13 protein-coding genes are annotated in these 14,265 nt (G+C 71.5%); 5 read left to right on the top strand and 8 right to left on the bottom strand.

What is annotated here, in order from left to right; all coding sequences use genetic code 11:
* Nucleotide 1: 1 nt before the first annotated feature.
* Nucleotides 2-481 (bottom strand): tRNA adenosine(34) deaminase TadA, encoded by a 480-nt coding sequence (gene tadA, locus JW592_RS25485; RefSeq protein WP_229376850.1) that lies wholly within the window; start codon nucleotides 479-481, stop codon nucleotides 2-4.
* 226 nt (nucleotides 482-707) lie between these two features.
* Complete coding sequence (locus tag JW592_RS25480; protein ID WP_209267569.1) at nucleotides 708-1,259, bottom strand: tRNA adenosine deaminase-associated protein; 552 nt, start codon at nucleotides 1,257-1,259, stop codon at nucleotides 708-710.
* 821 nt (nucleotides 1,260-2,080) lie between these two features.
* On the opposite strand from JW592_RS25480, the gene upp reads away from it, so the two are divergent.
* Entirely contained in the window at nucleotides 2,081-2,716 is a 636-nt protein-coding gene (upp, locus tag JW592_RS25475; RefSeq protein ID WP_209267568.1) for a uracil phosphoribosyltransferase, read from the top strand.
* A gap of 151 nt (nucleotides 2,717-2,867) precedes the next feature.
* Here upp and JW592_RS25470 read toward each other — a convergent pair whose 3' ends face one another.
* The 3 genes from JW592_RS25470 to JW592_RS25460 all read right to left on the bottom strand — a co-directional run bounded on the left by JW592_RS25470 (nucleotide 2,868) and on the right by JW592_RS25460 (nucleotide 6,099).
* Nucleotides 2,868-3,656 (bottom strand): LytR C-terminal domain-containing protein, encoded by a 789-nt coding sequence (locus JW592_RS25470; RefSeq protein ID WP_229376823.1) that lies wholly within the window; start codon nucleotides 3,654-3,656, stop codon nucleotides 2,868-2,870.
* A 134-nt stretch (nucleotides 3,657-3,790) separates the two neighbouring features.
* Nucleotides 3,791-4,087 (bottom strand): type II toxin-antitoxin system VapB family antitoxin, encoded by a 297-nt coding sequence (locus tag JW592_RS25465; protein WP_003999914.1) that lies wholly within the window; start codon nucleotides 4,085-4,087, stop codon nucleotides 3,791-3,793.
* A gap of 326 nt (nucleotides 4,088-4,413) precedes the next feature.
* The gene (locus JW592_RS25460; protein ID WP_209267613.1) at nucleotides 4,414-6,099 is read right to left on the bottom strand and encodes a M28 family metallopeptidase; all 1,686 of its coding nucleotides are present in this window, start codon (nucleotides 6,097-6,099) and stop codon (nucleotides 4,414-4,416) included.
* Between the two features lie 567 nt (nucleotides 6,100-6,666).
* Between JW592_RS25460 and JW592_RS25455 the strand changes: the two genes are divergently transcribed.
* Nucleotides 6,667-7,968, top strand: coding sequence for a DedA family protein (locus JW592_RS25455; RefSeq protein ID WP_209267567.1), 1,302 nt, complete (start codon nucleotides 6,667-6,669; stop codon nucleotides 7,966-7,968).
* A 12-nt stretch (nucleotides 7,969-7,980) separates the two neighbouring features.
* Here JW592_RS25455 and JW592_RS25450 read toward each other — a convergent pair whose 3' ends face one another.
* Nucleotides 7,981-8,706, bottom strand: a complete 726-nt coding sequence (locus JW592_RS25450; protein ID WP_229376821.1) for a helix-turn-helix domain-containing protein — start codon at nucleotides 8,704-8,706, stop codon at nucleotides 7,981-7,983.
* A 109-nt stretch (nucleotides 8,707-8,815) separates the two neighbouring features.
* Between JW592_RS25450 and JW592_RS25445 the strand changes: the two genes are divergently transcribed.
* A complete protein-coding gene (locus JW592_RS25445; RefSeq protein WP_209267565.1) occupies nucleotides 8,816-9,676 on the top strand; it encodes an alpha/beta fold hydrolase in 861 nt (286 codons plus the stop codon).
* Nucleotides 9,677-9,715: 39 nt separating this feature from the next.
* Here the strand turns inward: JW592_RS25445 and JW592_RS25440 are convergent, their stop codons facing one another.
* Nucleotides 9,716-10,084 carry an anti-sigma factor antagonist gene (locus JW592_RS25440; RefSeq protein WP_209267564.1) on the bottom strand — a complete coding sequence of 123 codons (369 nt, stop codon included), beginning with the start codon at nucleotides 10,082-10,084 and terminating at the stop codon, nucleotides 9,716-9,718.
* Nucleotides 10,085-10,553: 469 nt separating this feature from the next.
* Here JW592_RS25440 and JW592_RS25435 point away from each other — a divergent pair, with 469 nt between their 5' ends.
* Nucleotides 10,554-11,090 carry a cupin domain-containing protein gene (locus tag JW592_RS25435; protein WP_307805542.1) on the top strand — a complete coding sequence of 179 codons (537 nt, stop codon included), beginning with the start codon at nucleotides 10,554-10,556 and terminating at the stop codon, nucleotides 11,088-11,090.
* A complete protein-coding gene (locus tag JW592_RS25430; RefSeq protein WP_209267562.1) occupies nucleotides 11,087-11,920 on the top strand; it encodes an SDR family NAD(P)-dependent oxidoreductase in 834 nt (277 codons plus the stop codon). The genes JW592_RS25435 and JW592_RS25430 overlap by 4 nt, the downstream gene beginning before the upstream one ends.
* A gap of 19 nt (nucleotides 11,921-11,939) precedes the next feature.
* Here the strand turns inward: JW592_RS25430 and JW592_RS25425 are convergent, their stop codons facing one another.
* The gene (locus JW592_RS25425; protein ID WP_209267561.1) at nucleotides 11,940-14,240 is read right to left on the bottom strand and encodes an ATP-binding cassette domain-containing protein; all 2,301 of its coding nucleotides are present in this window, start codon (nucleotides 14,238-14,240) and stop codon (nucleotides 11,940-11,942) included.
* Nucleotides 14,241-14,265: the final 25 nt, after the last annotated feature.

Below are 14,265 nucleotides of genomic sequence, written 5' to 3'. Positions count from 1 at the left end.
TCTAGCCCAATGAGGGCCCGGGATCGAAATCGGTATCGGGAGAGGGGCCGGTGGGGCGGAAGAAGTCGGTGAGGAGGGCGGCGCACTCGGGTGCCAGTACGCCGTTGATCACTTCGGGACGGTGGTTGAGGCGGCGGTCGCGCAGGGCGTCCCAGAGGGAGCCCGCGGCGCCGGCCTTGGCGTCGAGGGCGCCGTAGACGACGCGGTCGACGCGGGCGAGCACCGCTGCGCCCGCGCACATCGTGCACGGCTCCAGGGTGACGACCAGGGTGCAGCCCGTCAGTCGCCAGTCGCCGCGGCCCAGGGTGTGGGCGGCGGCGCGCAGGGCGAGTATCTCGGCGTGCGCCGTCGGATCGCCGTCTGCCTCGCGGGCGTTGTGGCCCCGGCCGAGTACCGCGCCGTCCGGCCCCACGACGACGGCGCCGACCGGCACGTCACCCGTCTCGGGCGCCAGTGCGGCTTCCGCGAGCGCGGCCCGCATGGGCTCGCGCCACGGGTCGCGTACGGGGTCGCGTACGGGGTCGCCCACGGGAGCGCTCCCGGGAGAGCCCTGGCGGTCGCCTTCGGGGGCGTCCACCTGGCTGGCCCCGGAGTCGGCGGGGCCGGCTCCCGGGGCGTTCTCCTGGCCGGGGGTGGGGGACGCGGCGGTCGGCCGGTCGTCGGCTGCGGGGGTCATGGAGACAGTGTCGCGCCTGTCGTTCGGTCGTTCAGCGGACCGCCTCCAGGACATCGGTGCAGCCGAGCGCGTCGGCGACCTCGCTCAAGGCGTCCTCGGGAGAGAGCGAGATCAGCGCCTTCTCGTCCATCCCGAGGTCGGAGAGGAGCTCCGCGTCGCCCAGCGGACCCGCTGGTGCGGCCTCCGCCTCGGCCGCCGCGGCGCGCTCGGCTGCTCCGTCGTCGTCCTCGCTGCCTTCCGGCTCCCCTTCCTCCGTGCCGTCCAGGTCCACGAGTTGATCGAGGGCCGACGGGTCCTCCGGCTGGCGGCCGAGCAGCTCGTCCGAGAGCAGTATCTCGCCGTACGAGCTGCGCATAGCCGCCGCGGCGTCCGAGACGAACACACGCGGGTCGTCCTCGCCGTCCACGCGGACGACTCCGAACCACTCACCGTCCTGCTCGATGCAGACCAGCACCGTCTCGTCGTCTGTCGTGGCCTCGCGGGCCAGGTCGGCCAGGTCGGCCAGGGTTTCCACATCGTCCAGCTCTGTGTCGCTCGCTTCCCACCCGTCTTCGGTGCGCGCGAGCAGCGCGGCGAAATACACCGTGACTCTCCCACTGATTCAAGATGTGCCCGAGTGCTGACGGAGACCGTGCCCCCGCCCCATCGGAATCGTGGCAGAAACCCGGGCCTTGCGAAGCGTCTTCGACAGTGCGTCGTCGCGCTGTTTGCCCGACTGTTGCCCGAACGTTTACCCGGGCGCTCTCCTGCGGCGACTCACCGTGACCAGAAGGCCGACGTGGGGTGGTGTCTCCTCTGCTCCCGCGCCGTTCCCCTGGCCACTGGAAAGCCGTACTCACCAACGGAACGTCCGCATCCGCAGCGCCTGCCGACGCCTGCGGGCCGCTCGCGAACGGCGTGGATGGACGCGCTCGCGCAGCTCCTTCGCCTCGCTCAGCTCGCGGAGAAAGCGGGCGCGGCGGCGCAACCTTTCCGTGTCCGCTCCGAGGTCGCCTTCCGCGCGGAGGGCGCGACCGGTGCCCGTGTCGGGCCTCGGGCGTCGGTCCCCCGCCGGGCGTCGGTCCCCGGGCGGGCGTCGGTCCCCCGCCGGACGTTGGTCCGCGTCCGTGTGTCGGTCCGCGTCCCTGCGGCGGTTCCCGTCTCCAGGGCGGTCTGCGTTCGGGTGGGAGTCCGGTTGCCGACGAGGCCGGGCGAGTTGGTCCGGCTGTCGGCGCGTCTGCTGTCCGGGCTCACGTGGCTCTGACATATGCACACCTCCGGTGTACTTGCCCACTTTCCCTGCTCCGCCCGGCGTACGCCAGAGCGCCCCGGCGCATCCGGGTGCGCGGGGGTGAGCGGGTGTCTTCGGTACCTGTTCGGGCACCGGCGGGTTCCACCGTCTGCGGCCTCGGATACTGTCGGAGCATGCGGATCCACGTCGTCGACCACCCCTTGGTCGCGCACAAGCTCACCACTCTGCGCGACGCGCGCACCGACTCACCGACCTTCCGCCGTCTTGCGGACGAGTTGGTGACCTTGCTCGCGTACGAGGCCACCCGCGATGTGCGCGTCGAGGAGGTCGGGATCGCCACGCCGGTGACCGAGACGACCGGCGTACAGCTCTCCCGGCCGCGCCCCCTCGTGGTGCCGATCATCCGCGCCGGGCTGGGCATGCTGGAAGGCATGGTGCGGCTGCTGCCGACGGCCGAGGTGGGTTTCCTCGGGATGATCCGCGACGAGCACACGCTCCAGGCGTCGACGTATGCCAACCGTATGCCCGACGATCTGTCCGGGCGCCAGGTCTACGTTCTGGACCCGATGCTGGCCACCGGTGGCACGCTGGTCGCCGCCATCAAGGAGCTGATCCGGCGCGGCGCCGACGATGTGACCGCGCTGTGCCTGCTCGCGGCGCCCGAGGGGGTAGCCGTCATGGAGCGGGATCTGGCCGGTACGCCGGTGACGGTGGTGACCGCCTCGGTGGACGAGCGCCTCAACGAGCAGGGCTTCATCGTGCCGGGCCTGGGCGACGCCGGGGACCGGATGTACGGCACGGCCGGGTAGGGCCTCGCCTGGTGACCTAGTGGCCCAGGTGCCCAGGTGCCCAGGTGCCCAGGTGCCCAGGTGCCCAGGTGCCCAGGTGACCTGGTGGCTGCCCAGTGGCCCAGTCGTCGGCCCAGTCGCACCGGGTGGCCTCGCTCCGCGCGAGACCGGCTCAGCAGGTGGCGGGGGACGCCGAGGAGGACTTTCCGGGGTGCGGGGAGCCGGCCAGTTCGGCGAGGGCCGCGGTGGCCGCCTTCTTCTTCGCCAGGTGCTCGAAGCCCTTACCGAGGATGAGGTCGACGTCCTTGCCGTCGCGCTCGTCGTACCGGGTCTCGGTGTTCTCCAGTTGGGTGCCCAGGACCTGGAGGCGGTCCGAGGTGGAGGAGCCGGGGGCGCCGATGAGGATGCCCGCTTTCTCGACCTTCTCGTCGAACTCGGCGGACGCGTTGCCGATCTTGCCGATCTTGAAGCCCCGCTTCTTCAGCTCGTCGGCGGTGTCCTTGGCCAGGCCGTTGCGCGAGGTGGCGTTGAGGACGTTGACGGTGATGTCGCCGGGCCGGGGAAGTTCGCGCCCGGCTGCGTTCTGCGCGGCGGTCCTCTTCCCGTCCTTCTCGGCCTTGCCTCCTTCGGCCTCTCCCGCTTCGGCCTTGCCCCCGTCGGTGTCCGTCTTCCGGTTGCCGAGCGCTGCGTTCTTGCCGCCGGTCGCTGCGGCGTTCCCGGAGGCGGCCGGGGAGGCGCACTTGGCGGGTCCGGTCGGGTGGCCGGCGGCCTCGACCGGGTCGGGGTCGGAGAAGATGTGGACGAGCTGGAGCGTGCCCCACCCGAGTACCGCGACGGCCAGCACGGAGGCGAACGTGGCGGCGATGAGCCGCCCCCGCCTGCGTGGCCTGCGCATCCGGGGGTAACGGTCACCCTTGATGCGGTACTTCCCGCCCAGGTCTGGGGGAGTGAGCATGCTCATGTGCGCAGGGTAGTAGCCGCAGGCAGAACTGCCTACTAGATGATCAATGGCTTCTCGATACGCCTACAAACACGTACCCGAATGGGGGAATGTGTGTGCCCGGAAGGGGCGGACCGGGGGCGGAACGAGGTGGATCAGTCCAGTTCGAGGACGCGCGCGTGCAGCACCTGGCGCTGCTGGAGCGCCGCGCGCACCGCGCGGTGCAGCCCGTCCTCCAGGTACAGGTCGCCCTGCCACTTCACGACGTGGGCGAACAGGTCGCCGTAGAACGTCGAGTCCTCTGCGAGCAGCGTCTCGAGGTCGAGCTGGCCCTTGGTGGTGACGAGCTGGTCAAGGCGCACCGGGCGCGGGGCCACATCCGCCCACTGACGGGTGCTCTCCCGGCCATGGTCGGGGTACGGCCGCCCGTTTCCGATTCGCTTGAAGATCACACGGAAAGCCTACCGGGCCACCGGTACCGGGCGCAGCCCTGTGCCGCTGGTGCAATCCGGGTGATTTCCCGGTAAAGCGCGGAGAAAGTGGGCAGATCGTGGGCGGACGGTGGAGACCGCTCGCGGCGAGCCGCGGGCGGGGTCGGGGTGGGCTCATGGGTGTGTCGCGGGTGGGGCCGACGGCGGCGCCGTGGGTGGTGGGGCCGACAGTGGGGCCGCGGCGTACCGCGGGTGTGCCGTACGGCGGCGGCACGGTCGACCCGGGCGGGCGCCTCGTTGTCCACAGGCTGTGGACAACGAGGCGCACTGGTGCGCGGGACGGTGGTTCAGCGGATCAGACGCGCGCCCTTGTACGGGCCGGTGACCGGCCGGGACGCCGCGTCGGAACCGTCGGCCGAGTCGCCCTTTGCGGCGCCGGCTCCCTGCTCGGCGGTCAGCCGCTGGGTGGTCGGCTGCTGGGCGGTCGGGCGGTCGGTACCCCGGGGCAGTCCGCTGGTGTCCCAGGCGTAGTGGCCGACCGCGTTGGCGATCGCCTTGACGTTTTCATCGAGGGCGCGGGCGTTGATGTTCTTCAGCGTGTCGCAGACCTGGTGGTAGCAGTTGTCGTAGGCCACTCCCGCCGTACCGCCCCACAGCTTCTGCTGCTCGGCGGTCTTGATGCCCTCGGCCCCGGTGAACGTGCCGCCCGCGGGGATGCCCACCTCGATGAAGGGGCCGTAGTCCGAGCGGCCCGTGAAGTCGGTGCCCCGGATGGGCACGTCACGGGTGGCGAAGAAGTCCACCAGGTCCTTCTCCAGCTTCGCCGAGCCGTCCGGGCCCGGGCCGGCGCCCGTGCCGTCGGAGTCGTCACCGTCGAAGGCGAACATCCCGTAGTTGGGGCTCGCGATCATGTCGAAGTTGAGATAGAGCGAGATCTTCGCACGTTCGGCGGCCGGCAGATTCTCGACGTAGTGCTCGGCGCCGAGCAGGCCCAGCTCCTCGGCGCTCCACAGCGCGAAGCGCACCTTGTTGGCGTGCTTGCCCTTGTGGTCGGCCTTGGCCAGCTGGAGAGCCGTCTCCAGGACGCCCGCAGAGCCGGAGCCGTTGTCGTTGAGGCCGGGGCCCTCGGGGACGGAGTCCAGGTGAGCGCCGAGCATCACGGTGTTGTCCGGGTCGCCGCCACGGGTCTCGGCGAGGACGTTGTGGGTGGTGCGCTGCTCCTGGTGCTCCCGCACCTCCAGGTTCACGGTGACCTCCCCCTTGGCCACCTGCTCGGCGAGTGCCTCGCCGTCGGCCTTGGTGATGCCGCCGGTGGGAATGCGGGCGGCGGCCGGGTCACCGAGGGTGCCGTTGAGCGCGCCGTCCTCGTTGTTGTAGATCACCGCGCCGACCGCGCCCGCGTCGGCGGCGTTGGCCTGCTTCTGCGCGAAGGTGCAGCCACCCCGCTTGATCAGGGCGATCTTGCCGTCGTACGTGCCCTGGGCGAAGTCGCCGGCCTCGCAGCCGTTGGAACCGTCGGCGTCGACCGGTGCCGCCGTCACGGGTGCCTCGATACCGCCCTCAGGGGTGCTCTTGGTGTACGACATCAGCGTGATGGGGACGTCGCGCTGGTCCGGGGTGAGCACGCTGAGCTTCTCCGCGAGGGTCTCGCGGAAGGTGAACTCGAACTTCTGGTACGTGACTTTGTAGCCGGCCGCCTTGAGGAGGGCGCCGGCGTAGTGCGCGGAACGGTCGTGGCCCTTGGTGCCCGCGGCCCGGTTGCCGTCGCTGTACTGCGCGATGCCGCTGAAGGCCCGCAGATGCCTCATGGCACCGTGGCCGCTGGTGCGCCGGACCAGCTTCCTGGCGAGCTTGTCGCCCTGTTTCGCGGACTGCCGGACGGTGGACTCGGCGGACTGCCCGGCGGAGCGCTGGGCTGTCTGCTCGGCGGTGGTGGCGGTGGTGGCGGTGGCACCCGCTGTCGTGGCGCCCGCTGTCGTGGACGAGACGAGCAGCAGCGGGGTGGCCAGGGCTGTGGCGGCCAGAGCCGCCATGGATCTCCTGCGCAGCGCGTGCGGGGAGCGGGCGGAGCGGAGCGGTACGGACACAGTCGTGGTCCTTTCGGGAACGGCTGTCGACGTGTGGTGCTCTGGTGCGCTCTTCGTGCTCTCTGGTGCTGTGGTGCTCGAACTGCTGTGGTGCTCGGAGTGCGGTCTGTTGCCCGGCGCGCCCTGTGGTGCTCGGACGCTCCGTAGTGCTCCGAGTCCGGTGGCGTCCGGCATACGGACGCGCGGACTCGGTCAGAGGGAAGCTAGCGGTCGCCGGGCCCGGAGGGAACGTCTGTGCGCGTACTCGCGGTCGTGGCGCGTACTCGGGGTGTAGGTGCCGGGGGAGGGGCGGGTGCTCGTGCTCGTCGTCGTCATGACGGTCCGGTGTTCTCGTCCCGGCGGGTACCGCCCGACAGGACGGGTACGGCCGGTCCTGCGGGCTCGGGAACGCGTGGGGAGGGGACCCGCGTTGGTAGCGTGTAGCGTCCGACACCGCCCGCGTGCCGTCTCCGCGCCTCCGCCCGGCCCCCGGGCGAGACATCCAGTCCCGCGCGCCCTGATCAGGAGCCTTCCGTGACCAACCTCGCACTAGGACCCAGCTGGCTGGATCCGGACTTCCTGATCCAGACGTTCGGCCTTGCCGGGATCCTCGCGATCGTCTTCGCGGAGTCGGGCCTGCTCATCGGCTTCTTCCTGCCCGGCGACTCGCTGCTGTTCACCACGGGGCTCCTGATCGTCACCGACCAGCTTCACGCGCCGCTGTGGCTGGTGTGCCTGCTGGTGGTGGTCGCCGCCGTGCTGGGCGACCAGGCCGGCTATCTGTTCGGCAAGAAAGTGGGGCCCACGCTCTTCAAGCGGCCGGACTCGCGGTTCTTCAAGCAGGAGAACGTCGAGAAGGCGCACGAGTTCTTCGAGAAGCACGGCCCGAAGTCCCTGGTCCTGGCCCGTTTCGTACCGATCGTGCGGACGTTCACCCCGATCATCGCCGGTGTCAGCAGGATGCAATACCGGTCCTTCGTCATCTTCAACATCATTGGTGGCACGCTGTGGGGCGCAGGTGTCACCCTGCTGGGCGCCGCGCTGGGACAGATCGACTTCGTGCACGAGCACATCGAGACGATCCTGATCGGCATCGTCCTGCTGTCGGTCGTCCCGATCGTCATCGAGTACCTGCGGAACCGCCGCAAGGGCGGCGGTGGATCGGCTCAGTCCGAGGTCCAGGAGGGCGCGGCACAGGCCGAGAGCCACCCCGCGGCACCGGGCGCGCCTGGTGCGCCGGGCGCCCCCGCCACCCCCTACGGCACCTCCGGCTACGGCGGCTCCGGCTACGGCGCGCCGACCCATCACCAGGGCACACCTGGCGCCCACGGTCCCGGTCATGGTGGCCAGCAGGGGGGACGTGCACCGGCCCCCGGCCATGCACCGGCCCCCGGCTACGGCCCGAACCCCGGGCACGCCCCCGCACCCGGGCACGGCCCGAACCCCGGCTACGGGCAGCGGCCCGAGGGCTCGATGCCTCCCGGTGCCCCATACGGCGACGGCCACTCGCTCCCGCTCCCGCCGGAGGTTCCCTACGGCGCACACGGCGGCACTCCGCAGGCTCACGCACCGGCACCCGGTCAGGCTCCGTACGGCGGCAGCGCGGGCGCGCCCCCCGGCGCGGGTCCGGTCGCGGGTGCGGGACAGGGCGCGGGAGCACCGCAGGGGCACGGCGGCCCGCACGGGCACGGCGGCCCGCACGGGGCGGCCCCGTACGACGACGCTTCGTACAGCCCGTACGACGAGGGAGCGGGTCAGCAGGGCCCGCCCGCCCCGCCGCAGGACCCGTCGGCCCCCCAGAACCGCCCCGGCCGCGGCCGTCACGCCCGCCGCTGAGCCCTCCCGGGATCAGCCGCTGTGCCTGAGGTGGTCGCGTTGGACCTGGCGGGCGAGGGCGCGGCGCACCGAGGCCGGTGCGGGGGCAGTGGCGGCTGTCCCGGGCTGCCCTGGGGTCGGAACCAGGCCGGGGGGCGAGACCGGGGCGGGGGACGAGGTCGGGCCCGGGGGCGAGACCGGGGCTGGGACGTCGAGGCCGCGGCTGATCCTGTCGTACGCCGCGCGGTAGCCGCCGGGCAGCTCCGTCCGATGCCGTAGCAGGTCGTCCTCGACCAGGCGCCGCAGCTCGTCGACGGTCTGCGGTGTGAACCGCTTCCTTCCCCGGGCGATCGCGTGGAGGAAACGCGTACAGCGGGCGCTGTCGGGGCCGGCGGCGGAGATCTCCTCGGCGAGTCCCCACAGCCGTCCTTCGAGCCAGGGTGTGTCGTTCTGGTCGAGGGAGAGGTCCACCGTGGGGGGCGGGGTGTCCGCCGAGCGGTCGGACTTGTACTTCGTCACCTGCTTGGACACCGCGGGCTGACTCATGCCGGCGAGCTGGGCGATCTTCTCCTGGCTCCAGCCGGAGCGGGCGAGCAGCCTGATCATCTCGGTGCGCAGTCTCCGCGTTTCCTCGCCCGCACGGATGATCTCGTTCATTTCGGCGAACATCCGCTCGGCCTGCTCTTCGGAGAGCGTCTCGGGGACGGTCGGGGTCGAGGGACCGGGTGGCGGAGTGCTCAGGGTGTCGTCGGCTGCCATAGCCCGGTTATACACCCAGGCCAGTGGTTTCCCGGCCGATTCCTCGATCGAGGGACAACGGACCATAACCCGGTTGTACAACCGTGTTATAGGTGCCACGGTGCAGGGCATGCCCACCTTCTGCGCACCCGACGGAACCCGGCTCGCCTACCGCACGCTCGGCCACGGCGCCCCGGTCATCTGCGTCCCGGGAGGCCCCACGGACTCCCGCTACCTCGGCGACCTGGGCGGACTGGCCGCGCACCGGCGGCTGGTCCTGCTGGACCTCCGCGGCACCGGCCGCTCCGCGATTCCCGAGGACGTCTCTTCCTACCGGTGCGATCGCCTGGCCGACGACGTCGAGGCGCTGCGCCGGCACCTCGGGTTGCCCCGGACGGATCTGCTCGGACACTCCGCCGGAACGAACATCGCGACGCAGTACGTGGCGCGGTACCCGGAACACGTGGACAGGCTCGCGCTGGTCGGGCCCAGCACGAGAGCTGTCGGCATCACGGTCTCGGGCGAGACGCGGCGCGATCTCGCGCGCCTCCGCCGGAACGAGCCGTGGTTTCCGGCGGCCTTCGCCGCGTTGGAGGCGATCACCGCGGGGGCGAACGGTGCGGGGGCGAACGGCGACGGTGAGGCCATCGCGCCCTTCTTCTACGGCCGTTGGGACGCTGCAGCTCAGCAGCACCACGCGGCCGGCCGACCGGACAACAGCGAAGCTGTCGCCCGCTTCGGTGCCGACGGCGCCTTCGACCCGGAAGCGACCCGTGCGGCGCTCACCCGCTGTCCCGTCCCCGCGCTGCTGCTCGCCGGGGAGTACGACCTGAACAGTCCCCCGCGGTCGGTGACGGAGTTCGCCGCGCTGTTCCCCGACGCCACTCTGGTGGTGCAGCCGGGCGCCGGCCACTACCCCTGGTTCGACGACCCGCACCGGTTCACCGCCACCCTGGCGGGCTTCCTGGACCGGGCGGGGCATCCGGGCTGAACCGGGGCCCGGCCGAGGCCGTCGCGGCAGGCTCGCACGTCAGTTGGCGTCCTCGGCGGGTACCAGCGCCGCGTCGAGGGCGTCGAGGGTGGGGTAGTGGGGCAGCAGGTGCTGCAGTTCCAGCCGTCGCAGCAGCCGGCCGACCGGCACGTGCTCGCACACCAGCACCAGCCAGCCCTCCTGGGACAGTGCGGTCGTACGCGCCCGCAGCAGAACGCGGATCACCGAGCAGTCCAGGAACGTCACGTCGCGCATGTCCACGACGAGGCGCGGCGGTGCGGTCTCCGCCAGCGCGCGTACGAGGGCGGACTCCAACTCGTGCAGTGTCGCGATGTCGAGTTCGCCCCTCGCGCGTACGGTCCGGAACCGGGCGGGGCCCGGGGTGTCGGAGCGCGGGACGGCGACCATGGAAGACCCCTTCCACTGACGAGCTGTACGGCGGTACGGCAGTGCGGTGGTGTGGTGATGTGCGGTGGTGTGCGGGCGTGGAGATGTGCGGCTGCGGTGGCGGGTGGCGGGCTGGGCGGTGGCGGGTGGTGCGGTGACGTGCGGGTGTTCGGCGCGGGTACGTAGGCGCGGACTGGACGGATGTGCGGTGTGCACACGTGCGGGGCCGTCGAAGGGGTGCACGCGTGCGGCGGCTGGTCCGGCCCTCCATGGGCGGAGTCGGCACGGCCGTTCGACCGGGGTCCGGGGCCGAACATGTGCACTCTAAGCACGTCGTGGGGACGCTGAGGTGTGAGTGCGGACACCGAACCCCTCAGTGCCTCGATCTCACTCGTCCGAGTGATGGCGCAGGCCGGTGGCGCCGGGAGGGGCGCATGGAGGGCGCATGGCGCGTGCGCTGTGCGGGCAGGGCTGAAGAATGCGACGTGAGGTGGGAGATGAGGCGCGCGCTACGGCTGAGGCACTGGCCGCGCACTTCGGACTGGAGCCCCTTCCCCGCGAGGGCGGCCGTTTCCGGCGGCTGTGGGCGGGCCCCGAACGTGGCGACGGCAGGCCCGAGGGCTCCGCGATCGTGATGCTGCTGACCGACGCGCCCGGCGACTACTGCGCACTGCACCGGCTGCCGGACGACGAGGTGTGGCACTACTACCTCGGCGCGCCCCTCCAACTGCTGCTGCTCCCGCCCGAAGGGCGTGCGCCCGTCAGCACCCCGGTGCTCGGGCCGGATGTGCTCGGCGCACGGCACCAGGTGCAGCTCACCGTCCCGGCGGGCACCTGGATGGGCGCCCGGGTCGGTACGGCAGGGGCTGAGACGGGCGACGGTCCGGACGGGGCAGGCTCCTGGACGCTGTTCGGCTGCACCATGGCTCCCGGCTACAGCGACGCGGGGTACGAACACGGGGACGCGGACGCGCTTGCCCGCGCGTATCCGGAGCACGCGCGGCTCATCAGGGAGCTGGCCCGATGAGGCAGGAGCAGCTGTCGGCAGGTCCGCACACAGCGCCGTCGGCAGGCCCGCACACAGCGCCGCACACAGCGCCCCCCGCGGCAGCGCGCACCGTGCTGGTGACCGGCGCCTCCGGGGGCATCGGGCGCGGTATCGCGCTCCGGTTCGCGGCAGCGGGCGTACCGGTGGCGGTGCACTACCGGGGCGACCCCGAAGGCGCCCGCCGGACGGTGGCGGCGATCGAGCAGGCGGGCGGTGTGGCCCGGGCCCTGCACGGGGAGCTGGCCACTGAGGAAGGCTGCCGTGCCGTGGTCACCGAGGCGGCCCGGTGGCGCTCCGCGGGGCTCGGCGCGCTGGTCAACAACGCGGGCGTGCAGCCCGTACAGGAGCTGTCGGGGATGACGGCCGAGGAGTGGCGCGCGGTCGTCGACACCAACCTCTCCAGCGTCTTCGCCTGTACGCAGGTGGCCGTGCCGCTGCTGGCGGAACGCGGGGGCGGCAGCGTCACGCACGTCGCCTCCATCGAGGCGGCGCGGCCGGCTCCCGGGCACGCGCACTACGCCGCGTCCAAGGCCGCGATCGTCGCGCACGCCCGAGCCGCAGCACAGGAGTACGGGCGGCTCGGGGTACGCGTCAACACCGTCTCGCCCGGCCTGGTGGAGCGGGACGGCCTCGCCGAGCAGTGGCCCGAGGGCGTACGGCGGTGGCGCGCGGCGGCGCCGGACGGCCGGCTGGGGACGCCGGAGGACGTCGGCGACGCCTGCGTGTTCCTCGCCTCCGCTCAGGCGCGCTGGATCAACGGGCACGATCTGGTGCTGGACGGCGGGGTGTCGGCGCGGCCCTCGTGGTGACGGCGACACCCCGCCGGTCTCAGTTGCTCTCCCGCACGTAGTCGCGCAGGTGCCGGGCTGTCAGGGTGTCGGCCGATTCGACGAGTTCGGCCGGGGGTCCGGTGAACAGCACCTGGCCGCCGTCGTGGCCACCGCCGGGGCCGAGGTCGATGATCCAGTCCGCGTGTGCCATCACCGCCTGGTGGTGCTCGATGACGACGACCGAGTTGCCGTCGTCGACCAGCCGGTCGAGCAGCGCCAGCAGTTGGTCCACGTCGGCCATGTGCAGCCCGGTCGTCGGCTCGTCCAGGACGTAGGTGGCGGCCTTCTCCGCCATGTGGATGGCCAGTTTCAGCCGCTGGCGCTCACCGCCCGAGAGGGTGTTCAGCGGCTGGCCCAGCCGCAGGTAGCTCAGGCCCACATCGGCGAGGCGGCCGAGGATGGTGGCCGCCTGGCCCGTGGGGAAGAACTCACGGGCCTCGGCCACCGACATGCCCAGCACCTCGCTGATGTTCCTGCCCCGCAGCGTGTAGCCCAGCACCTCGGGCGTGAAGCGCTTGCCCTCGCACTCCTCGCACACCGAGGCGACGCCGGCCATCATCGCCAGATCGGTGTAGACGAGTCCGATCCCGTTGCACTTGGGGCAGGCGCCCGCCGAGTTGGCCGAGAACAGCGCCGCCTTGACACCGTTGGCCTTGGCGAAGGCCGTACGTATGGGGCCCAGCAGCCCGGTGTAGGTCGCCGGGTTGCTGCGGCGCGAGCCGCGGATCGGTGACTGGTCGGCCACCAGGACATCGTCCCGTCCGGACAGATAGCCGTGGATCAGGGAGCTCTTGCCGGACCCGGCCACGCCGGTGACGACCGTGAGGACGCCCAGGGGGATGTCCACGTCGACGTCCTTGAGGTTGTGCAGATTCGCACCGCGGATCTCAACCGTCCCCTTGGGTTCCCGCACCGTCTCGCGCAGCCCGGCGCGGTGGCCCAGATGGCGGCCGGTGAGAGTGCCCGAGGCGCGCAGCCCCGGCACGTCTCCCTCGTAGCAGATCCGGCCGCCCTCGGTGCCTGCGCCAGGACCGAGGTCGACCACATGGTCGGCGATGGCGATCACCTCCGGCTTGTGCTCGACCACCAGCACCGTGTTGCCCTTGTCGCGCAGGAGCAGCAGCAGGTCGTTCATGCGCTGGATGTCGTGCGGGTGCAGGCCGATGGTGGGTTCGTCGAAGACGTAGGTGACATCGGTGATGCTGGAGCCGAGGTGACGGACCATCTTGACGCGCTGAGCCTCTCCGCCGGAGAGCGTCCCGGCAGGCCGGTCCAGGCTCAGATAGCCCAGCCCGATGTCGACCAGGGAGTCCAGGGTCTGGCAGAGAGTGTCGCGCAGCGGTGCGATGGAGGGGTCGGTCAGGCTGCGGACGAACGGAGCCAGGTCGCTGATCTGCATACGGGCGCAGTCGGCGATGTTCACTCCGTCGATCTTCGAGGAGAGCGCCGCCTGGCTGAGCCGGCTGCCGCCGCACGCCGGGCAGTCCGCGTAGACGACTGCCCGGTCGGCGAACTCCTTGATGTGGGCCTGCATCGCGTCGCGGTCCTTGGACAGGTAGATGCGCTGGATGCGGGTGACCACACCGTCGTAGGTGAGGTTCGTGGTGCCGACCTTCACCTTCGCCTTCGTCGTGGGCTGGTACAGCAGCGCGTCCCACTCCTGCTGGGTGAAGTCGCGGACCTTCTTGTCCGGGTCGAAGAAGCCGCAGTTGACCATCACCTGCCAGAACCAACTGTCCACGGCGAACCCCGGCGCGGTGACGGCGCCCTCGCGCACGGACAGGTTCTGGTCGACGACCTGGTCGATGTCGATCGTCGTCGTCTGGCCCAGTCCCTCGCACTCGGCGCACATGCCCTCCGCGCTGTTGAAGCTGAAAGCGGTGGAGGTGCCGATGTGCGGAGTGCCCAGCCGGCTGTAGATGATCCGCAGCATCGTGTAGGCGTCGGTCGCGGTGCCGACGGTGGAGCGCGAGTTGGCGCCCATCCGCTCCTGGTCGACGACGATCGCCGCGCTCAGGTTGCGCAGACTGTCCACATCGGGACGGCCCAGGCTCGGCATGAACGACTGCACGAACGCCGTGTAGGTCTCATTGATCAGCCGCTGGGACTCGGCCGCGACCGTACCGAAGACCAGCGAGGACTTGCCGGACCCCGAGACCCCGGTGAAGACCGTCAGCCTGCGTTTCGGCAGGTCGAGGGAGACGTTTGCGAGGTTGTTCTCGCGTGCGCCGCGCACCTCGATGACATTGTGGCTGTCGGCGGGCGGCAGCGCCGTGTGCCGGTCGTTCCGGTCCTGCATGCTGGCTCTCCTCGGTCCCCGACCA

Source organism: Streptomyces spirodelae, assembly GCF_017676385.1.
Classification (GTDB): domain Bacteria; phylum Actinomycetota; class Actinomycetes; order Streptomycetales; family Streptomycetaceae; genus Streptomyces; species Streptomyces spirodelae.
This window is presented reverse-complemented; position numbering and strand designations above follow the sequence as displayed.